This is a genomic window from Novosphingobium subterraneum (assembly GCF_000807925.1).
Taxonomy (GTDB): Bacteria; Pseudomonadota; Alphaproteobacteria; order Sphingomonadales; family Sphingomonadaceae; genus Novosphingobium; species Novosphingobium subterraneum.
Window position 1 is genome coordinate 22,569 of the sequence record NZ_JRVC01000017.1, and the last position, 21,118, is coordinate 43,686.

27 protein-coding genes are annotated in these 21,118 nt (G+C 64.9%); 15 read left to right on the forward strand and 12 right to left on the reverse strand.

What is annotated here, in order from left to right; all coding sequences use genetic code 11:
* Positions 1-42 precede the first annotated feature (42 nt).
* Positions 43-726 (forward strand): L,D-transpeptidase family protein, encoded by a 684-nt coding sequence (locus NJ75_RS15635; protein WP_039336132.1) that lies wholly within the window; start codon positions 43-45, stop codon positions 724-726.
* A 45-nt stretch (positions 727-771) separates the two neighbouring features.
* Here NJ75_RS15635 and NJ75_RS15640 read toward each other — a convergent pair whose 3' ends face one another.
* The 12 genes from NJ75_RS15640 to NJ75_RS15695 all read right to left on the reverse strand — a co-directional run bounded on the left by NJ75_RS15640 (position 772) and on the right by NJ75_RS15695 (position 9,954).
* The gene (locus NJ75_RS15640) at positions 772-1,566 is read right to left on the reverse strand and encodes an SDR family oxidoreductase (RefSeq protein WP_039336134.1); all 795 of its coding nucleotides are present in this window, start codon (positions 1,564-1,566) and stop codon (positions 772-774) included.
* Positions 1,567-1,576: 10 nt separating this feature from the next.
* Positions 1,577-2,359, reverse strand: a complete 783-nt coding sequence (locus tag NJ75_RS15645) for an SDR family oxidoreductase (RefSeq protein ID WP_039336136.1) — start codon at positions 2,357-2,359, stop codon at positions 1,577-1,579.
* Positions 2,356-3,336, reverse strand: a complete 981-nt coding sequence (locus NJ75_RS15650) for an NAD(P)H-dependent flavin oxidoreductase (protein ID WP_039336138.1) — start codon at positions 3,334-3,336, stop codon at positions 2,356-2,358. Before NJ75_RS15650 ends, NJ75_RS15645 begins: the two co-directional genes overlap by 4 nt.
* Before the next feature lie 66 nt (positions 3,337-3,402).
* Positions 3,403-4,137: a sigma-70 family RNA polymerase sigma factor gene (locus NJ75_RS15655; protein ID WP_039336140.1), complete on the reverse strand. Its 735-nt coding sequence runs from the start codon at positions 4,135-4,137 to the stop codon at positions 3,403-3,405.
* Entirely contained in the window at positions 4,134-6,242 is a 2,109-nt protein-coding gene (locus NJ75_RS15660; protein ID WP_039336142.1) for a flagellar biosynthesis protein FlhA, read from the reverse strand. Before NJ75_RS15660 ends, NJ75_RS15655 begins: the two co-directional genes overlap by 4 nt.
* Before the next feature lie 3 nt (positions 6,243-6,245).
* A complete protein-coding gene (locus NJ75_RS15665; protein WP_231735589.1) occupies positions 6,246-7,139 on the reverse strand; it encodes a lytic transglycosylase domain-containing protein in 894 nt (297 codons plus the stop codon).
* 82 nt (positions 7,140-7,221) lie between these two features.
* Positions 7,222-7,569, reverse strand: coding sequence for a hypothetical protein (locus tag NJ75_RS15670; protein WP_052242566.1), 348 nt, complete (start codon positions 7,567-7,569; stop codon positions 7,222-7,224).
* Positions 7,569-7,868, reverse strand: coding sequence for a flagellar biosynthesis anti-sigma factor FlgM (gene flgM, locus NJ75_RS15675; RefSeq protein WP_039336146.1), 300 nt, complete (start codon positions 7,866-7,868; stop codon positions 7,569-7,571). Before flgM ends, NJ75_RS15670 begins: the two co-directional genes overlap by 1 nt.
* 108 nt (positions 7,869-7,976) lie before the next feature.
* Positions 7,977-8,501, reverse strand: coding sequence for a flagella basal body P-ring formation protein FlgA (locus NJ75_RS15680; protein WP_039336148.1), 525 nt, complete (start codon positions 8,499-8,501; stop codon positions 7,977-7,979).
* A 54-nt stretch (positions 8,502-8,555) separates the two neighbouring features.
* A complete protein-coding gene (locus NJ75_RS15685; protein WP_052242567.1) occupies positions 8,556-9,017 on the reverse strand; it encodes a hypothetical protein in 462 nt (153 codons plus the stop codon).
* On the reverse strand, positions 9,014-9,736 hold the full coding sequence (locus tag NJ75_RS15690; RefSeq protein WP_082013424.1) for a MotA/TolQ/ExbB proton channel family protein: 723 nt from the start codon (positions 9,734-9,736) through the stop codon (positions 9,014-9,016). Before NJ75_RS15690 ends, NJ75_RS15685 begins: the two co-directional genes overlap by 4 nt.
* Positions 9,737-9,753: 17 nt before the next feature.
* Positions 9,754-9,954, reverse strand: coding sequence for a hypothetical protein (locus NJ75_RS15695; protein WP_039336150.1), 201 nt, complete (start codon positions 9,952-9,954; stop codon positions 9,754-9,756).
* Between NJ75_RS15695 and flgB the strand changes: the two genes are divergently transcribed.
* From flgB to NJ75_RS15765, 14 genes are all read left to right on the forward strand, one after another.
* Positions 9,953-10,300, forward strand: a complete 348-nt coding sequence (flgB, locus tag NJ75_RS15700) for a flagellar basal body rod protein FlgB (RefSeq protein WP_039336152.1) — start codon at positions 9,953-9,955, stop codon at positions 10,298-10,300. The two genes, NJ75_RS15695 and flgB, sit on opposite strands and share 2 nt — an antisense overlap.
* A gap of 3 nt (positions 10,301-10,303) precedes the next feature.
* A complete protein-coding gene (gene flgC / locus NJ75_RS15705) occupies positions 10,304-10,714 on the forward strand; it encodes a flagellar basal body rod protein FlgC (RefSeq protein WP_039336154.1) in 411 nt (136 codons plus the stop codon).
* Positions 10,714-11,058, forward strand: coding sequence for a flagellar hook assembly protein FlgD (locus NJ75_RS15710; protein ID WP_039336156.1), 345 nt, complete (start codon positions 10,714-10,716; stop codon positions 11,056-11,058). Before flgC ends, NJ75_RS15710 begins: the two co-directional genes overlap by 1 nt.
* Before the next feature lie 18 nt (positions 11,059-11,076).
* Positions 11,077-11,904, forward strand: coding sequence for a flagellar hook-basal body complex protein (locus tag NJ75_RS15715; RefSeq protein ID WP_039336157.1), 828 nt, complete (start codon positions 11,077-11,079; stop codon positions 11,902-11,904).
* 26 nt (positions 11,905-11,930) lie between these two features.
* A complete protein-coding gene (locus tag NJ75_RS15720; protein WP_039336159.1) occupies positions 11,931-12,683 on the forward strand; it encodes a flagellar basal body rod protein FlgF in 753 nt (250 codons plus the stop codon).
* Between the two features lie 18 nt (positions 12,684-12,701).
* Positions 12,702-13,490, forward strand: coding sequence for a flagellar basal-body rod protein FlgG (gene flgG, locus NJ75_RS15725; protein WP_039336161.1), 789 nt, complete (start codon positions 12,702-12,704; stop codon positions 13,488-13,490).
* Positions 13,491-13,495: 5 nt separating this feature from the next.
* On the forward strand, positions 13,496-14,236 hold the full coding sequence (locus NJ75_RS15730) for a flagellar basal body L-ring protein FlgH (RefSeq protein ID WP_052242568.1): 741 nt from the start codon (positions 13,496-13,498) through the stop codon (positions 14,234-14,236).
* A gap of 11 nt (positions 14,237-14,247) precedes the next feature.
* Positions 14,248-15,348, forward strand: a complete 1,101-nt coding sequence (locus tag NJ75_RS15735) for a flagellar basal body P-ring protein FlgI (protein ID WP_039336163.1) — start codon at positions 14,248-14,250, stop codon at positions 15,346-15,348.
* A complete protein-coding gene (locus NJ75_RS15740) occupies positions 15,345-15,656 on the forward strand; it encodes a hypothetical protein (RefSeq protein ID WP_039336165.1) in 312 nt (103 codons plus the stop codon). Before NJ75_RS15735 ends, NJ75_RS15740 begins: the two co-directional genes overlap by 4 nt.
* Positions 15,657-15,659: 3 nt before the next feature.
* Positions 15,660-17,003 carry a flagellar hook-associated protein FlgK gene (gene flgK, locus NJ75_RS15745; RefSeq protein ID WP_039336168.1) on the forward strand — a complete coding sequence of 448 codons (1,344 nt, stop codon included), beginning with the start codon at positions 15,660-15,662 and terminating at the stop codon, positions 17,001-17,003.
* 6 nt (positions 17,004-17,009) lie between these two features.
* A complete protein-coding gene (locus NJ75_RS15750; protein ID WP_039336170.1) occupies positions 17,010-17,930 on the forward strand; it encodes a flagellin N-terminal helical domain-containing protein in 921 nt (306 codons plus the stop codon).
* Positions 17,931-17,958: 28 nt separating this feature from the next.
* Positions 17,959-18,822: a flagellar motor stator protein MotA gene (gene motA, locus NJ75_RS15755; protein WP_039336172.1), complete on the forward strand. Its 864-nt coding sequence runs from the start codon at positions 17,959-17,961 to the stop codon at positions 18,820-18,822.
* Positions 18,823-18,834: 12 nt separating this feature from the next.
* Positions 18,835-19,674 carry a flagellar motor protein MotB gene (locus tag NJ75_RS15760; RefSeq protein ID WP_039336174.1) on the forward strand — a complete coding sequence of 280 codons (840 nt, stop codon included), beginning with the start codon at positions 18,835-18,837 and terminating at the stop codon, positions 19,672-19,674.
* A 147-nt stretch (positions 19,675-19,821) separates the two neighbouring features.
* Positions 19,822-21,048, forward strand: coding sequence for a S8 family serine peptidase (locus NJ75_RS15765; protein ID WP_082013425.1), 1,227 nt, complete (start codon positions 19,822-19,824; stop codon positions 21,046-21,048).
* Positions 21,049-21,118: the final 70 nt, after the last annotated feature.

Genomic DNA, 21,118 nt, shown 5'->3' on the forward strand with positions numbered 1-21,118 from the left:
AAGCGTTAACGCCTATTCCTTAAGGGGAAAGGAGTGGCGCGAATGGCCGGGCAATCGGGTTGGTGGACAAAGCGCTGGGTGCGGATGCCGTTGGGCATGATCGCCACGGGCGCCGCTTCGCTGCTCGCCTTCCACGCCGGACAAGACATCGCGCAAATCGCCTTTGGCAACGGCACTGCAGAAGCCGCGCCTGCCATTGTCGCAGTGCCCAAGCCCGTTCCCGCCGTGGCGCCAAAGCCGGTCGACGGGCCGTTCGTGGTCAAGTCGATCCTGCCGATCAACGAGCCGATCCGCTTCGGCAAGTTCTACTGGGACGAAAGCCGCGCACCTGCTTCGGGCGCGCTGGTGGTGACCGTCGACCTTGCCGCACGGGTCATCTCGGTATTCCGCGACGGGCACGAGATCGGTGCGGCGGCGATCCTCAAGGGCTATGGCGAGAAGCCGACCCCGACCGGCGTTTTCCCGATCACCGAAAAGGACGCCGACCACGTATCGAACATCTACGACGCGCCAATGCCGTGGATGATGCGCCTGACCAACGACGGTATCTCGATCCACGGCAGCAAGGTGGAAAAAGGCTATGCCACCAATGGCTGCATTGGCGTGCCCGATGCCTTTGCCGAAAAGCTGTTCCGCATCGCCAGCCTTGGGGACAAGGTGATCGTCACCGACGGCAGGACCATGCAGGTGGGCGACCCGATCCTGACGGGCGAACACGCCAGCTGACGAGTGCCCCCCTCCAACCCTCCCGCTTGAGGGAGGGGAGCAAGATCAGGCCAGGCCTTTGCTCGTGCTGGTCCTTGAAGCATCGCCGACCGAGCTGCCCCCGTCGACATCGAGAATTGCGCCGGTCACGTAGCTGGCGGCGGGGGTGGACAGGTAGACTGCAGCTTCAGCAATCTCATAAGCTGTACCCCAGCGCTTCATCGGGATGCGGGCGTAGTGTGCCTGCCGGGTGGTCTCGTCGGGTGCAAGACGCGCCATGCCTTCGGTGTCCGCAATCGGCCCAGGCGAGATGCCGTTGACACGCACGTCCGGGCCCCACTCAATCGCAAGCGTGCGGACAAGCTGATTGATCCCGGCCTTGGCCGCGCAGGCATGGGCCTGCATCGCCATCGCCTGTTCGGCTTGCCCCGCCGTGATCGCGATCAGCGAGGCGCCGGGGTTGAGCAGTTCGTGGCAGCCGCGAAAGACGTTGAACGTGCCGAGCAGATCAATATCGACCACGGTCTTGAAGGCATTGGCCGACATGCCGAGGACGGGCGCGAGGAAGTTGCCCGCCGCGCCCGAGATGACAATGTCGAGCGCGCCGATTTCATCGCCCACGGACTTCATCGCTTCGCAGATCGCGCCGTAATCACGCACGTCGGCGGCTCGCCATACAGCGTCCTGGCCGATCTTGGCAGCAGCGTTGGCAGCCTTCTCGGGATTGCGGCCAAGCACCGCCACGCGGGCGCCAAGTTCTGCAAAGCGCCTGGCAATGCCAAGGTTGATGCCGCTGGTGCCGCCCGCGATGAACGCGGTCTTTCCGGCGAGGACGTCGTCACGGAACGGGGAGTGGGTCATGCGGAAATCCTCAGCGGGGGGCCATGCGGATCGCGCCGTCAAGACGGATCGCCTGGCCGTTGAAGTAGCTGTTGCGGACCAGTTCCATGGCAAGGCTGGCGAACTCCTCGGGCTTGCCGAGGCGCTTGGGGAACGGGACGGAAGCGTTGAGGCTGTCGAGCACCTTGTCGGGCAGCCGGCCCAGCAGTGGCGTGCCGAAGATCCCCGGCATGATCGCGTTGACGCGAATGCCGAGGTCCATCAGATCGCGCGCCATCGGCAGGACGAGGCCGTTGACCCCGGCCTTGAGCGAGCCGTAGGCCACCTGCCCCACTTGCGCGTCCTGCGCCGCGACCGAGGCGGTGAGGATGATCGAGCCGCGTTCGCCATCTTCGAGCGGTTCGAGGCTCGCCATGCCGAGCGCCGCGAGCGAGGCCACACGGTAGCTGGCAATCAGGATGCCCTGCGCGGCGTACTCGTAGTCCTCGGTCGAAAGTCTTGTGAACTCACCGGTCTCGCGGTTGCGGCTGACGGTCTTGCCCTTGCGATGGGTCATCGCGCAGTGGACGCAGACGCGCTCCTGCCCGTGGGCCGCCCGGGCCGTGGCGAAGCCTGCGACGACCGAGTCCTCCGAGGTAATGTCGACCTTGCAGAACAGGCCACTGATGGCCTGAGCCACGGCTTCGCCCTGCTCCTCGTTGACGTCGAAGATCGCGACCTTCACGCCCGCCGCGGCCAGTGCTTGTGCTGTCGCGCGGCCGAGCCCGGATGCGCCCCCGGTGACGACAGCGCTGATCGAACCATCGATCTTCATGCCAGCAGGCCCCCGAGGCGACCGCGGATGATGCTTTCGGCATCGCCGACGATGCGGTCGATCAGTTGCTGGCAGGTCGGGATATCGTGAATCAGGCCCTGCACCATGCCCGCCCAGAACACGCCCTTGGACAAGTCGCCAGTCTCGAGCAGTTGCTTGCCGGCGCGGCCGTTGACCAGTTCCTGCACGTCTTCGAACTTCGCATCGGGCTTCGACAGGCGGCGGACGACTTCTTCGGACACTTCGCTGCGGCCGACGCGGGCGGTGTTCTTGAAATTGCGGAAGATCAGGAAGCTGCCGCGCTCGTCGTTGTCGATATAGGCCTGCTTGACGTTGTCGTGGATCGGCGCCTCGACCGTCGCGCAGAAGCGGGTGCCCATGTTGATGCCCTCGGCGCCGAGCGAAAGCGCCGCGACAAGGCCGCGCCCATCGCCGAAGCCGCCGCTGGCGAGCAGCGGGATCTTCACCTTGTCGGCAGCCGCCGGAATCAGGATCAGGCCCGGAATGTCGTCTTCTCCGGGGTGGCCAGCACATTCGAAGCCATCGATCGAGATGATGTCGCACCCGGCGCGCTCGGCAGAAAGCGCGTGGCGCACGGCGGTGCACTTGTGCAGGATCGTCACGCCGTGCGGCTTGAGCATTTCCCAGATCTCGCGGACGGCCTGCGTGCCCGCCGTTTCGACGATCTTCACGCCGCCATCGATGATCGCCTGGGCATAGGCCTTGTAGTCCGGCGAATTGACGGTCGGGAAGATCGTCATGTTCACGCCGAAGGGCTTGCCGGTCATTGCGCGGGTGCGCTCGATCTCTTCGCGCAAGGCTTGCGGGCTGGGCTGGGTCAGCGCCGTGATGATGCCGAGGCCACCGGCGTTCGAGACCGCAGCCGCCAGTTCGGCATAGCCGACATTCATCATGCCGCCCTGCACGATCGGATGCTCGATGCCGAGCATTTCGGTGATACGGGTCCTGATCGCCATTCCTGCCTCTCCCAAAGCACGTTTAACTGATCGGTTAAACTGACTCAGGGAACTTGGCAAGCGGGGTCAGAGAATATCGTAGCCTTCGCCAAGCGCTGACCGCAGCTTGTCGAGTGCCTGGGCCTTCAACTGATGGACCCGCGGGATGCTGACGCCGAGGACTTCGGCGATTTCGGCAAGGTTCAGTTCCTCGACGAAGTAGAGCTGAATGATCATCTGCAGCCGCTCCGGCAAGTCGGCGACCGCCGACGCTACCGCGCCGCGCATCTCGTCATCCGCGAGCATGGCGAAGGCATCCGGGCGATCGTCAGCAAAGGCAGCGTTGCTGTCGGAATAGGCATCGTCGATGGTTTCGAAGCGCAGGGGTTCGTCGGCGGCCTGCTGGTCTGCCAGCTCGCGCTCGGTCAGGCCCATGGCAGCGGCAAGTTCGGCATCACTGGGCGGACGACCGAGATCGTTCGTCAGCGCCGTGATCTTCTCGCGCAGAAGCCGACGGCGTTCGGTCGCCGAGCGCGAGAGCGGCGTCGAGCGGCGCACAAGGTCGACCATGGCGCCACGCACGCGCAGCTTGGCATAGGCGGCAAAGCCATCCTCGGTGGGGCCATCGTGGCGCTGGGCGCATTCGGTCAGCGCCACCAAGCCGGCCTGGATGAGGTCCTCGATCTCGATCCCGGCTCGGCCCGATCCGTGGACGTGCCAGGCAAGGCGCTTCACCAGCGGCAGGAAGCGGCGGATTCTGTCGGCGGCCTCGTTCTTCGCATAGGCGCGGGCGGCGGCGAAACCGCGATGGTCGTGTTTCATGCGGCAAGTCCCTCAGGGATAGGCAGCTCTGGACGGGCAGGTTGCGGCGGTGCTTCTCCGCCGATGACCGAGATGACCTCGATCGGCTGCGAAGGCGGCAGTTCGGAAATCGACATGACAAGGCAGTTCGGCGCGCGCAGGCGCAGCAATGCGGCAAGCGGGCGGCGGGCGCGGGGCTGGACGATCAGGGCAATCGACGGCGCGGCGGGCCCGCGCTCGGCGATCAGCGTGGAGATGCGCTCGCCGATGCCGCGCGCGAGATCGGGTTCTATCACCGGCTGGCCGGTGGCAGGATCGTGCATTCCGCCTACGATCATCTGTTCGAGCCCGGCTTCGAGCGTGACGACAGGCAGGCACTCGTCAGGACCGCAAATGCGCCCGACGATCATGGCACCAAGGTCTGCGCGCAGCAGGTCCACCAAGCGATCGTGGTCGTTGGTCTGCTGCAGTGCCTCGCTCAGCGCCGAAAGGATCGGGAGCGGGTGGGCGATGGAGATGCCGTCGTCGAGCAGGGCATGGAACAGGCGGGTAAGCGCACCCAGGGACATCGGCTGCGGATGGATCGTCTCGACAAGGCCCGCGGCGCGTTCCTTGACGCCCTCGAGAATGGCCTTGACCTCGTCAGGGCCGAGCAGCGCCGAGGGACGGTCGCCCAGAACCTGATTGAGATGGGTGGCGACCACGGTGCTGGCATCGACCGTGAGGAAACCCTCGGCAATGGCCAGATCGCGCTGCGCCGGATCGATCCAGATAGCCGGGCAGCCAAAGCTGGGATCGCGGGTGGCTTCGCCGCGCAGGCCATGGTCCGGGCTGGCGTCGCCCGCATCGATGGCGAGGATCTTTTCGGGGCGCATGTCGGCAACGCCGACGGGCACGCCGCCGAGCAGGATGCGGTAGGCGTTGGCGCCAAGTTCCAGCGAATCCCGCACGCGAAACTGGGGAACGATGAAGCCGAAGGCCTGGCTGAGCTGCTTGCGCACGCCGGTGAGCCTGGCGACCAGCGGCGAGCCGCGCCTTTCGTCGACCAGATGGATCAGGCCATAGCCCATCTCGATGGTCACAAGGGTGTGGTCGCTGACATCCTCGAGCGTGATGCGGTTGGGATCGATCGGCTCTGGCGCGACGACGGGCTCGACCACCGGGCGTTCGGCGCGCTTCTTGAGCGCCCACCACAGCCAACCGGCAAGCGCGGCGGCAGGCAGGAACACGATCTGCGGCATCGCCGGAATCGCGCCGATCGCACCCATGATCACGGCAACGGGCAGCCAGATGGCAGGGTTGGCGAACTGGCCGCCGATCTGGCCGGTAAGGTCGCGGCTGTCCGACACGCGGGTGACGATCACGGCAGCGGCGATCGAGAGCAGGAGCGAGGGGACCTGGGCCACCAGCGCATCGCCGATGGCGAGCGTGATATAGAACTCTGCGGCTTGGGATGCGGTCAAGCCGTGGCTGATCATGCCGAGGCAGAAGCCGGCAATGATGTTCACCCCCAGGATCAGCAGCGCGGCGATGGCATCGCCCTTCACGAACTTGGACGAACCGTCCATCGAGCCGTAGAAATCGGCCTCGGTCGCAACTTCGCGGCGGCGTGCCTTGGCTTCATCGGCCGTGAGCAGGCCAGCGGCGAGATCGGAGTCGATCGCCATCTGCTTGCCCGGCAGGGCGTCAAGCGTGAAGCGCGCGGACACTTCCGAGACGCGGCCCGCGCCCTTGGTGACGACGACCATGTTGATGATCATCAGGATCATGAAGACGAACAGGCCGACCGCGAAGTTGCCGCCGATCAGGAACGCGCCAAAGGCCTCGATGACGTGGCCTGCTGCCGCGCCGCCCTCATGGCCATTCACCAGCACGATGCGTGTGGATGCGACGTTGAGTGCCAGACGCAGCAGCGTGGCAAAAAGCAGGACCGAGGGGAACGCCGAGAAATCGAGCGGCTTTTCAGCATTCATCGCCGCCATCAGGATGGCGACCGAAAGCGCCATGTTCAGCACGAAGAATACGTCGAGCAGGATGGCCGGGATCGGCACGACCATCAGGACGATGAGCATGAGGATGCCAGCGGGCAAGGCCATCGCGGCGGGGGAGCCGAAGCGCTTCAGCATGGCCTAGAGCCCCATTGCCGAAAGGCGGCCATAGGCCTGCCGCACATGCGCGGGCGCCGATGCGCCGTCGTTGAGGGCGAAGGCCTGCTTGAGTGTATCGGCCATCGAGCTGGCTGCCGCCGGCACAGGATTGCCGCTACCTGCCGCCGCGCTCTGGAATTCGCGGGCGATCGGTCCGCCGGTGAATTGCTGCGCCTGCGCCGTGGCCGGGGTGACGCCCAAGCTCGCGGCCCATTGCAGCGCTTCGTCGCCGCTTGCACCCTCGCTGGCTGCTGCCATGCGGTTGCGGATAAGGGACATGACGTCGCTGACCGAGCGCGGCGATCCGCTGCGGTCGTAGAAGGTGGAGCGATTGGCAGCCGCTGCCGAAGGCAGCAAGGCGGCGGCTGATTGCGAGGGATCGTTGCCCAGGGCGGTCAGGAAGCGCCCTGCCCCTTCGGCTCCGAAGAAATGGGCAAGGTAAAGCTCGGCATGGTCAGGCTGTCGGCCGAGCACCCCGCTCAGGTAATCGCCATTGTCGCCCGCCAGCTCACCCGCCATCGTTGCGGCGACTTGCGGATCGAAACGCAGTGCAAGCAACTGGGCGCGGGCAGCAGGATCGCTCGCCGCGCCGCTGCGGATCATGTCACTGGCCCAGGCGAGGCCGTGTTCGGCGCCATGCTTTTCGAGCGTGCGCAGCCAGGTTCCGGTGGTGAACTGGTAGAGCCCCGAAGCACTCGATGTGCGCGACCGGGCGGACGGATCGAGGCTCGACTCCAGCTTGGCCTGCGCCATGAGATAGGCAAAGTCGGTGCCCGTAGCCTGCGCGGCCCCGGCAATCGCCCCACGCACGCTTACCCCGGCTCCGCTGATGGCGGCCGGGGATTGGGGTAAGGCAAAGGTCTCGGCTGAACTCACTGAACTGTCCTTCCGGCCGCAGGTTGGCGGCGTGTCGGAGAGCGTTCAGCAAGGGGCGTGCCAATTTGGGAGCGCCCGGAAATCAGGCCGTGCGAAGGCGGTGGACCTGCGGGTTCGCGCGGTAGAGCGGCGCCGATCCCGAAAGCGCGTCGAGACGGGCCGAGACATTGGCCGCAATCAGGTTGCGGACCTTGCGATTGGCCTCGTTCTGGCGGCGCGCGGCTTCAAGAAGGCCACGGCATTCCTCGTCCACCAGGGTCTGGTCGACATCGGCGAGCGTGCCGCACAGATCCGCCTTGTTCGACGCGCAGCCCATGATCATGTCGAGATCGAGCCCGGCAAGCGCATGCCGCTCCTGCTGCAGGACGGCAAGCATCTGCCGAAGCGTCTCGCGAAGGTCCGATGGGCGAGCAACGGTAGAGGTGGCCATTACTGTGCAGTCCTCAGCAGCATGCCGGCCGCGATCATGGCGTCGGCGATCTTGGTGGGGATGATGGGGTAGTTTCCGGTCTCGATGGCGTGCCGGATGTCCTTGACCCGCTCGGCATCGACCGGCGCGGCCTGCCCTGCGTCGAGTGCGACAGAGCGTTCGATCTGTGCAGCTGCGCCGGCATCGGCAACGGGGGCATTGTCGACGGTCGGGGCCGCCACTGCAGCCTTCGTGGACTTGGGCGTACTGACCTGCACCGGCCCAACCGGGCGCGATGCACCGATTTCAATAGGTGACATGGTTCCGCTCCTAGCGTTTGATACAGGCAAGAACGGTGGTCTTGCCGATCTCTTAAGGGTGGGAGCGGAAAATTTTTGCCGGTTTGTTAAAATTGGCGATCGCGGGCGTCAGTCGATAGGCACGACGACAAGCCCGGGCCGCTCGATACGCGCGCGGATCGGGGTGGCGCGAGCACTGGTCCGCACGCGTATCCAGCTGCCCAAGGCACCCGAATCCAAAGCTTCGCCTGACTGCGCGACCGAGAATCCCTCGCCCGCTGCGGTGATCGTTACCGCTTCGCCGCGGGAGATTGCCGGTGCAGCGGCAGGAGCTTGCCGGGCGTTGCCGGATAGCGCCACGAAAAGCCGCCAGCCTCCGGCATCGGGACATTGGACGAGAACAGTATCCTGCCGGTTGCCCTGCCAGTCTAGCGACAAGGGCGAGCGGCACGCAGCAAGGCGCAGACGGCGGTCAACCGGCAGCGTTGCGCCACCTGGCTCACCGATACCGGCGCCGGTAAAAGCCGCCACGGCGCGGTCGATCGCAACGAGATCGTGGAACGGAGAGCTCTGCGCCGAAGAGGGCGCAGCAGCGGCGCAGGCAATGATCGCACTGGCGACAAGGGTACTGGCAAGAGGATTACGATTGGTCATTTTCAGGCATCCAGACTGGAGATGCCCATGCCCAGCAATCATCGTGCCAGAGCCCTAGGTTCCAGACTGGATCACCGGACGGGCCGCGTCGTTGGTCTGCCGCCTGGCCGAGACTTCGCTGGTGTAGACCAGCGTCACGCTGGCCCCCGCACGCTGGCCGGGCTCAACGAAGATGCGCGCCTGACTTGCGCGCGGGCCGCCACTCTCAGCCAATTGCGCCGCCTGCGCCATCGCTGCTGAGCGGCTGTCGCCAGTATATCGGATGACGATCCGCACCTCGAGCCGAGGATCCTTGGCGACCTGGTCCAACCATATGTCCAAGGGTGGCGCGTTGCTGCCCGCGCTCCAGACCGCAACGGGTTCGCTTTCGGAAACAGCGGCAACGGGCAGGACGGCAGTGGCCGACTGGTGAGCCTTGTCACCTGCCTGGGAAAGCGCGGAAGCAGTGGCGAGAAAGAGGATCAGGGAAAGGTCGGCAAGGGCGTATTGCCACCCAGTTCCGGCGCGAACGATCATGCGGCGGTGCCGCCATGGCCGTGCTGGGGGCGCATTCCATGGCCGTGCCCATGCGAAGCGCCGGATACCAGAGATACCGATGTTGGGTGCAGCGAGGATGGCAAGGCCGGTTCGATCTGCGCCGAGAGCCAGTCGATCACCTCCTGTCGGTGCCGTTCCTCGTCCTGGGAGCGCCGCTCAACCGCCCGGGCAAGGGGCGCAAGCACGAGATTGGCCAGCAGCAGGCCATAAAGCGTGGTCAGCACGGCCATCGAGATCGCGCCGCTGAGTGCGCCTTGTTCAAGCCCGGTCGCGGGCAGGCGGCTGAGCGAGACCAGCGTGCCGACCATGCCGAACACCGGCCCGAGTTCGGCGGCCTGGGCCAATGTGCGGACAGCCGCGTTGGCTGCCGCGATCCTGTTGCGGCGATGGTCATGGTGTCGTTCGATCAAGGCATCGAGCGAGCGCGAGCGGATCAGCACGTCGGTCACGTCGTCGAACTCGCGGTCGCCGATCGCGCTGGTGCTGGCGCGCAGGAGCCCATCGCGGCGAATTGCCGAAACCTGTGCGGCAAGATCAGCCTTGGCCTGAACCGCAGAGAAGCGCTTCGCAAACAGTCCGGCGATGGCCCGGGCAGTGACCACCAGTTCATGCCGTCCCGAGCGCAGCACGGTGGCCAGCGCGGTTCCGGCAAGGACAATCGACAATGACAGGCCGTCGAAAAGAAGGGCAGGTGGCATGAGCGGAACGTCTCCTGTCACAAGAGAACGGCCGCGCCTTCAGGAATTTCAGTCTGTTGCAAAGCGACGGGCGCGTTTCTGCCGCCATCCGGCAAGCCCTTGCCGGTCATCGCCTGCCAGTACCTCGAATGGTGCCGGTTTCCGGCGCCTTCGGGCAATTGGCACGCCCCTTGCTGAAACACCGGCAGAGTTTTGACAGCCAGTGAAGGCAACCCCATGAGCAACTCCCTTTTCGGCATTCACGGCGCGGCGCTGGAATTGCGTTCGCAACGCATGGGCCTGCTGACCTCGAACATCGCCAATGCCGCGACGCCCGGCTTCAAGGCCAAGGACATAGACTTCGCAGCTGCGCTCAAGGCCCGCAACGCCGGCATGAGCGAGGACAAGGCGATCGCCTCGGCCACGCGCTTCCGCGTGCCGGTAATGCCGAGCCTTGATGGCAACACGGTGGAGATGGCGACCGAACAGACGGCATTTGCCGAAAATGCCGTGGGATACTCGGCCACGCTCAACTTCCTCAAGGGCCGGGTCGAGACGATCACCCGCGCGATCAAGGGAGAATAAGCCATGGCTGGCAGCACTCCCCTTACCCTGTTCCAGGTCACCGGCCGGGCGATGTCGGCGCAACTCGTGCGGATGAACGCCGCCGCGTCGAATCTCGCGAATGCCGGAACCGTCACCACGACCGAACAGGAGGCCTATCGCCCCCTGCGTCCGGTCTTTGCCGAGCAGCTCGATCAGGCCAATGGCCTTTCGACCGTGCGCGTTGCCGCAGTCCAGCGCTCGGACGCCACGCCCATTCGCCAGCACGATCCGGGCCACCCGCTCGCCGATGCCAATGGCGATGTCTGGACCGCACCGGTCGATGAGAACGCCGAGATGGTCGAGATGCTCGAAAGCTCGCGCCAGTACCAGAACGTGGTCGAGGCGATGCAGACCGCAAAGCAGCTCATGCTCGAAACGATGAGGATGAAATAATGTCGATCGCTTCCGTCACTTCCAGCACCGGCGTCAACGGCGCCACTACCTCCTCGAAAGCCGGCCAAGGCTGGGGCGCAATGGGCGCGGAGGACTTCGTCAAGCTGCTGACCACGCAGTTGCAGAACCAGGACCCGACCGAGCCGGTCGACAACACCCAGATGCTGGCCCAGCTGGCGCAGTTCTCGTCGCTGTCGAACCTCAACGACATGAAGGACTCGCTCGGCACCATTACCGGGCAGTCCGAAACGCTTTCCGCCATCGCGACCAAGCTCGACACGCTGAACAGCACCGTGGCGCAACTGCTAGCCAGCCAGCCCACTTCGACCTCGACTAACGCCTAAGCCCCGCAGGAGACGCGCATGTCCTTCTACACCTCGCTCAACGGCCTCAAGAATGCCCAGACCGATCTTGGCGTAATCAGCCACAACATCGCAAATGCCGAAACCACCGGCTTCAAGAAGAGCCGCACCGAGTTTGCCGACATCGTGGTGGGCAGCGCCTTCACCAACCCGAAGCTGGTCGTCGGCATCGGCGCGGCGGTGGAATCGATTAACCAGAACTTCGCGCTCGGTCCGGTCGAGCAGACGGGTTCGGCGCTCGACCTTGCCATCAACGGCGATGGCTTCTTTACCACGAAAAATGTCGTCACCGGCCAGACCTTGTTTACCCGCAACGGCAGCCTGACGGTCGATGGCGCAGGATACATCAGCGATGGCTCGGGCAACCGGCTGCAGGTTTTCCCGACGGATGCGGTGGGCACGATCACCTCGACCACCCCTGCCGATGCGCTGATCCCAGCGACCAACGGAACCGACGCCAACGGCAATCCGATCGAGTTCGCCGGCATCACCGTGGGCGACGATGGGGCCGTGACCGCCTCGTACGCCGATGGTTCCAACGTGATCATCGGCAAGGTCGCTCTGGCCAGCTTCATCGCGCCGCAAGGGCTGAAGCAGGTCGGCTCGTCCAACTGGGTGACGACCGGCATCTCGGGTGCCCCAACGTTTGGCCAGCCCAGCACAGGTCAGTACGGCTCGTTGCTTTCGGGCGCTCTTGAACGCTCGAACGTCGACATCGCCGAAGAACTGGTCAGCCTGATCACCGCGCAGCGCAACTTCCAGGCCAACGCAAAGGCGATCGATACGGCAACGCAGATCTCGCAGACGGTGATCCAGCTGCAAAGCTGATCCTGAACGCTCCCGGAGCCTGACCGATGGACCGCCTGATCTACACCGCCTATTCCGGCATGACCGGTTCGACCGTGCGCCAGCGCGTGATCGCCAGCAACATGGCGAACGCACAGACGATCGGCTTTCGCGCCGAGATGCTGACCGCCACGCCGATGACACTGAAGGGCCCCAGCCTCGAAGCGCGGGCAATGACCGAAGGCGAAGTGCGCGGATCGTCGATGGCGCAGGGCACGCTGATCTCCACCGGCAAGCCGCTCGACGTTGCGCTCACCGGCGACACCATGCTTGCACTGCAGGCAGAAGATGGCAGCGAAGCCTATTCGCGGCGCGGCGATCTGGCGGTCAGCGCGGGCGGCGTTCTGGAAAACGGCGATGGCCGACCGGTCATCGGCGAAAACGGGCCGATCACCGTTCCGCTCGGCTCGAAGGTCACGATTTCCCCCGATGGCGGCGTTTCCGTCGCCAATCCCGAGACGCCCGACCAGCCCCCCCAGCTGGTCGGGCGCATCAAGATCGCATCGACCACCGGCAGCAGGATCGAGAAAGGCCTTGATGGCCTGTTCCGCGTCCCCGGCCAGAATGGCCAGCCCGGCATCCTGCCGCAGGACGAAGAGGCCAAGCTGATGGTCGGCAGCCTTGAACAGTCCAATGTCGATCCCACCCGCATCCTTGTCGAGATGGTCGAAGCCCAGCGCCTGTTCGACATGCGCACCAAGGTCGTCGCCCAGGCCAAGGAAGTCGACGAATCCAGCGCATCGCTGATGCGCATTTCCTGATCGCAAAGGTAACCCACGATGCCCAGCTCCGCTCTTCACGTCGCCCGCACCGGTCTCGAGGCACAGGACACGCGGATGCGCGTGATTGCCAACAATCTTGCCAACGTCGGCACCACCGGCTTCAAGCGCGACCGCGCCAACTTTGCCACCCTTGCCTATCAGGACGCGCGCGTGGCCGGTCAGCAATCGTCGAACGAGACCGCCTATGCCACGGGCCTCAACCTCGGCACCGGCGTTGCCGTGCAGGCGACCACCCGCATCGACAGCCAGGGCACGCTGCAAAGCACCAGCAACGCGCTCGACCTTGCGCTCGATGGCGACGGCTACTTTCAGGTGACGATGCCGGGCGGACAGCTGGCCTACACACGCGCCGGAAACTTCTCGCGCTCGGCGGAAGGCGTGCTGGTGACCGCGCAGGGCTATCCGCTCAACCCCGCGATCACCATTCCCGAGGGCGCGAGCGCCATCACCATCGCCAATGACGGCACCGTATCTGCAACCATTGCCGGGCAGAACGAGCCCGCGCAGCTTGGCCAGATCACCGTCGCCAGCTTTGCCAACCCGGGCGGCCTCAGGTCGATGGGTGACAACTTCCTGCAGGAAACCGCAGCCTCGGGCGCGGCACAGGTGGGCGTTCCGGGAGAACTGGGACGCGGCAACATTCGCCAGGGCTACCTTGAGGGTTCGAACGTCAACGTGGTCGAGGAACTGGTCGACATGATCGAATGCCAGCGCGCCTACGAGATCAATTCCAAGATGATCTCGGCCGTCGACGACATGCTCCAGAACGCGAACCAGACTCTGTGACACCGATGCAAACGCCCTTCGATCGCCATTTCACCTCCGAACGCTTCGGCAGCCCTCGCCGCCGCCGAACCGCCCTGCGCGCGCTGCTGGTGGGATCGCTGGTGGCCGCTGCTGTCGTTTTCGGCATGGAGCCGGCCTCTGCCGCCAAGCCCAAGAAAGGCTTCGAGCCGGTGGTCGCGCCGCCTCTGCCGGTCCAGACCGCAGCACCGACCGCTGGTTCGATCTTCAATGCCAGCGCCGGCTACACCGGCTTTGTCGAGGGCCGCCGTGCCCATGCGGTGGGCGATCTGGTCACGGTCATGCTGGTCGAGAACATGACCAGCGCCAAGACGGCCGGATCGAAGACGCAGAAGTCCGGCCAGTTCTCCGTGACACCGCCAACCACCGGCCCGCTGTCGTTCATCAAGCCCAGCGCCCTTAATGCTTCGGGCGGTTCGTCGTTCAATGGTCAGGGCAATGCCTCGCAGACGAGCACGCTTGCCGGCGAGGTTGCGGTGACGATCGCGGAAGTGAGGTCCAATGGCACGGCACTGGTACGCGGTGAAAAGCGCATGATGCTGAGCCAGGGACAGGAATGGGTGCAGTTCTCGGGCATCGTGCGACTTGGTGACATCGATCAGGAGAACCGCATTCTTTCCAGCCAGGTCGCGGATGCGCGGGTTGAATACACCGGCAACGGGTCGGTCGGCCGGGCAAGCCGCGAAGGCTGGCTTTCGAAGTTCTTCAACGCGATTTCGCCCTTCTGAAGGTTGATGCAATGCTGGTCCGGTACATCCTCCCTGTTCTTGCAGCCTTCGCGGCGGCCCTGCCCATGCCCGCCCTGGCCGAGCGTGTGCGCGACCTTGGCGAGTTCCAGGGCGTGCGCGCAAACCAGCTCACCGGCTATGGCGTGGTGGTTGGCCTTGCCGGAACGGGCGACGACAATCTCGAATACCTGACCCAGGCGATGAAGGGCACCGCAGGCCGGTTGGGCGTGCAGCTCCCCGCCGGCATCTCGCCCGGCCTCAAGAACGCCGCCGCCGTGCTGGTGACGGCAGAACTTCCCGCCTTCGCCAAGCCCGGCCAGCGCATCGACGTGACTGTCTCGACCATCGGCAAGGCCAAGTCCCTGCGCGGGGGTGCGCTGATCCTCGCACCGCTCTATGGTGCGGACGGCCAGATCTACGCGATGGCGCAGGGCAACCTTGCCGTCGGCGGCCTCGGCATTGCCGCCCGCGATGGCTCGCAGCTGACCGTCAACGTGCCGACCGTGGGCCGCATCGCCGAAGGGGCCAGTGTAGAGCGCGCCGTCGCCACCGGGTTCGACAGTGGCGAAGTGCTGCGCTGGAACCTGTTCGACGCCGATTTCATGACCGCCCAGCGCGTGCGCGACGCGATCAACGCCCGCTTTCCCCAGTCTGCGACGATCGAGGACGGCGTAACGCTGGCGCTGCGCCTGCCTGCAGGCGCCGACAGCCGCGCGACGACGATGGCGGCGATCGAGATGCTCGAGGTGACGCCTGCCGAAACCGCGGCCAAGGTCATCGTCAACAGCCGCACCGGCACGGTGGTGATCAACAGCGCGGTGCGTCTCTCTCCCGCAGCGATAAGCCACGGCAAGCTGGTGGTGAAGATCGACGAGAAGCCGCAGGTCTCCCAGCCCGCTCCATTCAGCCGCGGCCAGACGGCCGTGGTCCCCAACAGCCAGATCGACGCGGTCGAGAAGGAGGCCAAGGTTGCCTTGTTCAAGCCGGGTGCCTCGCTCTCGTCACTGGTCGATGCGCTGAACAAGCTCGGCACCAGCCCTTCGGACCTCGTCGCAATCCTCGAAGCGCTCAAGCAGGCAGGTGCGCTCAAGGCGGAGATGGTGGTGATATGACCACGATTTCCACATCCGCCGCCAACCTTTCGCTCACGCCCAAGGCGCAGACCGAGCGGGAAAAGCTTTCGGGCGCGGCGAAGCAGTTCGAGGCGATCTTCGTGCGCCAGATGCTGTCCGCCGCGCGCGCCAGCAACTTCGGGGACGATGACGTCTTCGGAAAGATGGACCAGACTTTCGTGCAGATGCGCGACGACCGCTTTGCCGAAATCGCCTCGCAAACCGGCGCGCTCGGCTTTGCCCGGCAGATCGAGAACCACCTCGCCGCGCTCCTGCCCCAAGGCACTACGCCAGAGGGAGGCGCCTAAGCCATGGCATCCGATCTCCTCTCGATCGCTCGCAGCGGCGTCCAGGCTGCCCGCATCGGCCTAGACATCACGGCGCAGAACATCGCCAATGCCTCGTCCACCGGCTATGTCCGGCGTTCGGCCGCGTTCAGCGAAGTGGCTTCGACTGGCGGCGCCTATCGTATTGGCGATCTTTCCCTTTCAGGCGTGCGGCTGAACAGCATCGTGCGCAATGCCGATGCTTTTCGCCAGGCCGAAGTCCGCCGTACCAATTCGGACGTGGCGCGAGCCAGTGCCGAAGTTTCTGGGCTGGAGAACATCGAAGCCGCGATCGAGCAGTCGGGCGTCTATGACGCAATTGTCGGCTTCGAGTCCTCCCTCCAGCAACTGACGCAGAACCCCACGGATACGAGCCTGCGCGCCTCGGTGATCGAGAAGGCGCGCACCATGGCCGGCACGTTCCAGATCGCCTCGCAGGAGTTGGACGCGGCGGCCGACGGTCTGCGCTTTCTGGCCTCGGACGGGGTGACGCAGGTCAACCGCATTGCCCAGGAGCTTGCCCGCACCAACACCCGCCTTGCCCGGGCGTCCGACGCCAGCAGCGACAAGACCGCCCTGCTCGATCAGCGCGACCAATTGCTCGAGGAATTGAGCGGCTTTGCGAACATCTCGACCGAATTCTCCGCCGATGGGCAGGTTGCGATCAAGATCGGCGGGAGCAGCGGGGCGGACCTCGTGACGGGCAACACTGCCGCCACCCTGGGTATGACCACATCTCCAACTGACGGCACCATCAGCTTCACTGTCGGCAGCACGGCGCTGACTCTCGCTGGCGGATCGCTGGCAGGCCAGCAACTCGCATTGGCGAAGGGCGCACAGCTCAAGACCGATCTCGACACGCTTGCCGGTGACATCGTTGATGCCTTCAACACGGCCCAGACCGGGGGTCGCGATCTCGACGGCGCGATGGGTGTCGCAATCTTCTCGGGCACGAGCGCCGCGACGATGGCACTCGCTGTCGAGGACGGCCGCAAGATCGCCACCGCTCCTGCCAGCGAGACGACGCCGGGCAGCCGCGATGCGGCAAACCTTACCGCGATCCGCACAGCGCTGGCGGGCGTCAATCCGTCGGGCACGATGGATGCGATCCTGTTCGACGTTTCAGGCACGCTGGCCGGGCGCAACGTGACGTTGGGCGCGCTACAGACGATTGCCGACACCGCGAAAGTTGCCCTCTCTGCGCAATCGGGCGTCGATCTCGATCAGGAAGCGGTCAACCTAGTAAGATTCCAGCAGGCCTTTCAGGCGTCCGGCAAGGTCATGCAGGTATCATCCGACATCTTCGACACCCTTCTGGGAATCAGGTAACCGGCCATGAGCACGATCTTTGGCACATCTACAGCCGCGTTCTTCGAGCGGTCCCTCATGGACCTTACTGCCTTGCGCAAGCAGGCCGAGGACACGCAGGCCGAGATGTCGACCGGAGAACGCCTGCAGCGCTCCTCCGACGACCCGGTCGCCGCCTCGCGGCTGCGCCAGCTCGCCCGCGCAGGGGTTTTCGACGACATCGACACCGCCGCGACCAACCGCGCCACGACTGACCTGACGCTGACCGACACCGCACTGTCGCAGTTCGCCAGCATCGTCACCCGCCTGCAGGAGTTGACGACGCAGGCCGCGAACTCGACCGTCAACGACAGCCAGCGCGCGGGCATCGGCGAGGAAATAGCGCAATTGCGGGACAGCCTCGTCGCACTCGCCAATTCGCGGGATGGCAATGGTAACGCCCTGTTCGGTGGCGAAAGTGCAGCCGATGCCTACACCCTCGATGCTTCGGGCAACGCCACGTATGCCGGCACCAGCGCGGCAGGGACCATCTCTATCGGCGGCGGTCAATCTGTCGCGCGGGGGGTGACAGGACCCGAGTTCCTGCAGTTCCAGTCAGGAGGCGGAACGGTTGACCTGCTGGCAATGACCAAGGCCCTGGCGGACGACCTGAAATCCGGTGCCGGTGGCGTGGCCACGGCCAATGCCGCCCTCACCGCCCTGGGTGATGGCCTCAATGCAATCACCACGGCGCAGACCGTGGTCGGATCGCGGCTCAACTGGATCGACCTCAACACCGAGCGCCGCACCACGCTTTCCGAGATGCGCACCACCGAACAAACCGAGGTCGGCGGCGCGGACCTGACCGAATCCATCGCCCACCTGCAGAACACCATGCTGGTGCTGCAGGCCAGCCAGGCGAGCTTTGCCAAGCTCGCCAACCTTTCGCTGTTCAGCGTGCTGAACTGAGCGCGCAAGCTCACCGGGAACCTGTTTCATGTTCGTGATTGTCGGCATCGTCATCCTGCTCGCCATGGTTTTCGGCGGCTTCGCCATCACTGGCGGTGACCTTGGACCGGTCCTGCATGCACTTCCCCACGAGATGCTCATCATCGGCGGGGCCGCCGTCGGCGCGCTCGTCACTGGAAACTCGATGCACGAACTCAAAGGCATCGGCGCTGGCTTCACCAAGACCTTCAAGGGCCCCAAGCACAACAAGCAGGATCACGTAGACGTTATCGTGCTGTGCACCAAACTGATGAAGATCTTGCGCAGCGATGGACCGGTCGCGCTTGAAAGCCATGTCACCGATCCGAAGAACTCTCCGATCTTCGCCGAGTATCCCCGCCTACTGGCCAACCCTGCCCTGACTTCGCTGATCTGCGACACGCTGACCTTGATCGTCGTATCTTCGGGCACGCTGGAAGTGCATGCGGTGGAGGAGGTGATGGATCATGCGATGAAGACGCATTTCCATGAGGAGCACGAAGCCCAGCACGCCATCCAGGGCTTGGCGGATGCGCTGCCGGCGCTGGGCATCGTCGCGGCAGTACTCGGCGTGGTGAAGACCATGGGATCGATCGACAAGCCGCCGGCCATTCTCGGCGCGATGATCGGTTCGGCGCTCGTCGGCACGTTCCTCGGCATTCTGCTCGCCTACGGGATGGTTGGCCCGATCGCAGGCCGGCTCAAGCAGGTGCTCGAGCAGGACGAGATGATTTTCCAGGCGGTAAAGCAGGTCATCATCGCCAGCCTCCACGGCTGGCCGCAACCCCTCGTCGTCGAAAGCGCGCGCTCCGGTCTGGGGCATGCCTTCCGCCCGGGACTTTCCGAACTGCTCGACGCGATGCGCGGCCGCTAAGGAGCCCTGCACGTGGCCAAGGCACCGACCAAGGGGAAGAACGAACCCCCGAAGCCCATCATCGTCAAGAAGATCACCATCGTTGCCGGTGGGCATCACGGCGGCGCCTGGAAAGTGGCCTATGCCGACTTCGTGACCGCGATGATGGCGTTCTTCCTGCTGATGTGGCTGCTGGGCGCAACGACCGAAAAGCAGCGCAAGGGCATTGCCGACTACTTCACTCCTACACTCGTCAAGATGCGGCAGGGAAGTGCCGGCGGGTATGGCGTACTCGGCGGATCATCGCTGACCGATGCCGACGACTATCCGCATCGCGCCGGCCAGACCGGCAACAAGACCCTGTCGGTGCCCCGCGATGCCACAGGCGGCCCCAAGGAGGGAGGCAGCAAGATCAAGCGCTCCCAGGTGATGAAGGAACGTATCGCCCAGAAGCTCGCGCAATCCGAAAAGCTCAAGAAGCTGGCCCGGCAGGTTCGCATGACCGAGACTCCCGAAGGCGTCCGCCTGGATCTGGTGGACGATGCGGATTTCTCGATGTTCCTGCTGGGCACGACCGTGCTGACGCCTGACGCCGCCGAACTTCTCCGCGCGATCGGCCAGGCCATCGCGCCCGACCCGACCCAGCTGACGATCCGCGGCCACACGGACTCCCTGCCGTGGAAGAACGGCGTGGCCAACAACTGGTCGCTGTCAGCCGGTCGCGCCGAAACGACACGCCAGACCTTGATGCGCCAGGGCATTGCCGAGCCCCGCTTCCGCCGGATCGAGGGCGTTGCCGACCGCGAACCGCTGGTGCAGAACAATCCGGCCGACCCGCGCAATCGGCGTATGTCGATTTTGATTACCGGCTGATTAAGCAATAAACTGACACTATCATGAAATATTGGTGAAAGTTCCGGTTGCAAGTGCAACTGCTTCACTGCAGCTTCCTGTCATTGCGGGGTGCGTCGTGCGCAAGCCACGAACCGCAACACCCAAGGGACAGGGAGTTCAATCCAGATGCGCAAGTTTGCAGCTTTGGCCACCGTATCGGCGGTGGCATTGGCCGGAATAGTTTTTGCCGCCGCGGGGGGCGGGAAGGCCACGGGTTCGGGAGCGGTGCTGCTGCCCGCAACGTCGGGTTCTATTGCCGCAGTTTCAGCCCGGCCCACTGCAGCGGCAGTCGCCGAATCGGCCATCCCCGACAGCTGGATCTGTGTCTTCAAGAAGGGCAGCGTCGCGCCGGGTGCCGAGCAGGCCGAGGCCAGCAAGGTCACCGGCAAGGCTGGCGGCAAGATCGGGCACGTCTACCGTTACGCACTGCAGGGCTTCTCGATCAATCTGCCAGCGCAAGGTGCCGCAGCCGTCGCCAAGCACAACCCGAACATCGAGTATTGCGAGGCCGACCAGGTCGCCACCGTGATCGACCCGATCAATGCGTTGGCGAAGCCGGGCGGCGGCGGCGGTTCAACCACCGAGACGACGCCCGCAGGCATCACGCGAGTTGGTGGTGGAGCGGCTTATGCCGGCTCCGGACGGGCATTCGTGATCGATAGCGGCATCTTCCTGACGCATCCCGATCTGAACGTCGACACCGCCCTCAGCCGCAACTTCGTGGCGCGCGAAACCTCGCCGAATGACCTGAACGGCCATGGTACGCACGTAGCCGGTACGATTGCCGCCAAGCTCAATGGCGCCGGCGTCGTCGGCGTAGCAGCCGGGGCAAAGGTCGTCGCGGTGCGCGTGCTCGATCGCCGTGGCAGCGGTGCCTATTCCGATGTCATCGCTGGAGTCGATTACGTCGCCTCGGTGGGCCAGGCGGGCGACGTCGCCAACATGAGCCTTGGCGGACCAGTATCCGACGCACTCGACACGGCAGTGATCAACGCCTCCAACAGCAGCAAGGTCATCTTTGCCCTTGCCGCCGGTAACGAAACCGATGATGCCAACAATCACTCGCCCGCGCGCGCCGATGGCCCGTATATCTACACCGTGGCGGCGGTGAACAGCTCGGACACATTTGCCAGCTTCTCGAACTACTCCGTGATCAACGATCCGGTGGACTTTGCCGAACCGGGCGTATCGATCCTCTCGACGTGGCTCAACGGCGGCTACAACACGATCTCCGGCACATCCATGGCGACACCGCACCTTGCCGGTCTTGTCCTCATCGGTGGCCCGCGCAGCGACGGGCGCCTGTCCACCGCAGCGCCGAATGGCGTCAGGTTCCCGATCGGCGTGAAATGATCAGGGTGCCTTGCTGAAACGTCGAAGGGCGGCCCCGCAAGGGGCCGCCCTTCTTCTTTACCGGGGAACG

What these genes read in the sequence shown, in the direction of transcription:
- NJ75_RS15635 (WP_039336132.1), top strand. Translation starts at nt 43, where the DNA reads ATGGCCGGGCAATCGGGTTGGTGGACAAAGCGCTGGGTGCGGATGCCG.
- NJ75_RS15640 (WP_039336134.1), bottom strand. Translation starts at nt 1,566, where the DNA reads ATGACCCACTCCCCGTTCCGTGACGACGTCCTCGCCGGAAAGACCGCG.
- NJ75_RS15645 (WP_039336136.1), bottom strand. Translation starts at nt 2,359, where the DNA reads ATGAAGATCGATGGTTCGATCAGCGCTGTCGTCACCGGGGGCGCATCC.
- NJ75_RS15650 (WP_039336138.1), bottom strand. Translation starts at nt 3,336, where the DNA reads ATGGCGATCAGGACCCGTATCACCGAAATGCTCGGCATCGAGCATCCG.
- NJ75_RS15655 (WP_039336140.1), bottom strand. Translation starts at nt 4,137, where the DNA reads ATGAAACACGACCATCGCGGTTTCGCCGCCGCCCGCGCCTATGCGAAG.
- NJ75_RS15660 (WP_039336142.1), bottom strand. Translation starts at nt 6,242, where the DNA reads ATGCTGAAGCGCTTCGGCTCCCCCGCCGCGATGGCCTTGCCCGCTGGC.
- NJ75_RS15670 (WP_052242566.1), bottom strand. Translation starts at nt 7,569, where the DNA reads ATGGCCACCTCTACCGTTGCTCGCCCATCGGACCTTCGCGAGACGCTT.
- flgM (WP_039336146.1), bottom strand. Translation starts at nt 7,868, where the DNA reads ATGTCACCTATTGAAATCGGTGCATCGCGCCCGGTTGGGCCGGTGCAG.
- NJ75_RS15680 (WP_039336148.1), bottom strand. Translation starts at nt 8,501, where the DNA reads ATGACCAATCGTAATCCTCTTGCCAGTACCCTTGTCGCCAGTGCGATC.
- NJ75_RS15685 (WP_052242567.1), bottom strand. Translation starts at nt 9,017, where the DNA reads ATGATCGTTCGCGCCGGAACTGGGTGGCAATACGCCCTTGCCGACCTT.
- NJ75_RS15690 (WP_082013424.1), bottom strand. Translation starts at nt 9,736, where the DNA reads ATGCCACCTGCCCTTCTTTTCGACGGCCTGTCATTGTCGATTGTCCTT.
- flgB (WP_039336152.1), top strand. Translation starts at nt 9,953, where the DNA reads ATGAGCAACTCCCTTTTCGGCATTCACGGCGCGGCGCTGGAATTGCGT.
- NJ75_RS15695 (WP_039336150.1), bottom strand. Translation starts at nt 9,954, where the DNA reads ATGGGGTTGCCTTCACTGGCTGTCAAAACTCTGCCGGTGTTTCAGCAA.
- flgC (WP_039336154.1), top strand. Translation starts at nt 10,304, where the DNA reads ATGGCTGGCAGCACTCCCCTTACCCTGTTCCAGGTCACCGGCCGGGCG.
- NJ75_RS15710 (WP_039336156.1), top strand. Translation starts at nt 10,714, where the DNA reads ATGTCGATCGCTTCCGTCACTTCCAGCACCGGCGTCAACGGCGCCACT.
- NJ75_RS15715 (WP_039336157.1), top strand. Translation starts at nt 11,077, where the DNA reads ATGTCCTTCTACACCTCGCTCAACGGCCTCAAGAATGCCCAGACCGAT.
- NJ75_RS15720 (WP_039336159.1), top strand. Translation starts at nt 11,931, where the DNA reads ATGGACCGCCTGATCTACACCGCCTATTCCGGCATGACCGGTTCGACC.
- flgG (WP_039336161.1), top strand. Translation starts at nt 12,702, where the DNA reads ATGCCCAGCTCCGCTCTTCACGTCGCCCGCACCGGTCTCGAGGCACAG.
- NJ75_RS15730 (WP_052242568.1), top strand. Translation starts at nt 13,496, where the DNA reads ATGCAAACGCCCTTCGATCGCCATTTCACCTCCGAACGCTTCGGCAGC.
- NJ75_RS15735 (WP_039336163.1), top strand. Translation starts at nt 14,248, where the DNA reads ATGCTGGTCCGGTACATCCTCCCTGTTCTTGCAGCCTTCGCGGCGGCC.
- NJ75_RS15740 (WP_039336165.1), top strand. Translation starts at nt 15,345, where the DNA reads ATGACCACGATTTCCACATCCGCCGCCAACCTTTCGCTCACGCCCAAG.
- flgK (WP_039336168.1), top strand. Translation starts at nt 15,660, where the DNA reads ATGGCATCCGATCTCCTCTCGATCGCTCGCAGCGGCGTCCAGGCTGCC.
- NJ75_RS15750 (WP_039336170.1), top strand. Translation starts at nt 17,010, where the DNA reads ATGAGCACGATCTTTGGCACATCTACAGCCGCGTTCTTCGAGCGGTCC.
- motA (WP_039336172.1), top strand. Translation starts at nt 17,959, where the DNA reads ATGTTCGTGATTGTCGGCATCGTCATCCTGCTCGCCATGGTTTTCGGC.
- NJ75_RS15765 (WP_082013425.1), top strand. Translation starts at nt 19,822, where the DNA reads ATGCGCAAGTTTGCAGCTTTGGCCACCGTATCGGCGGTGGCATTGGCC.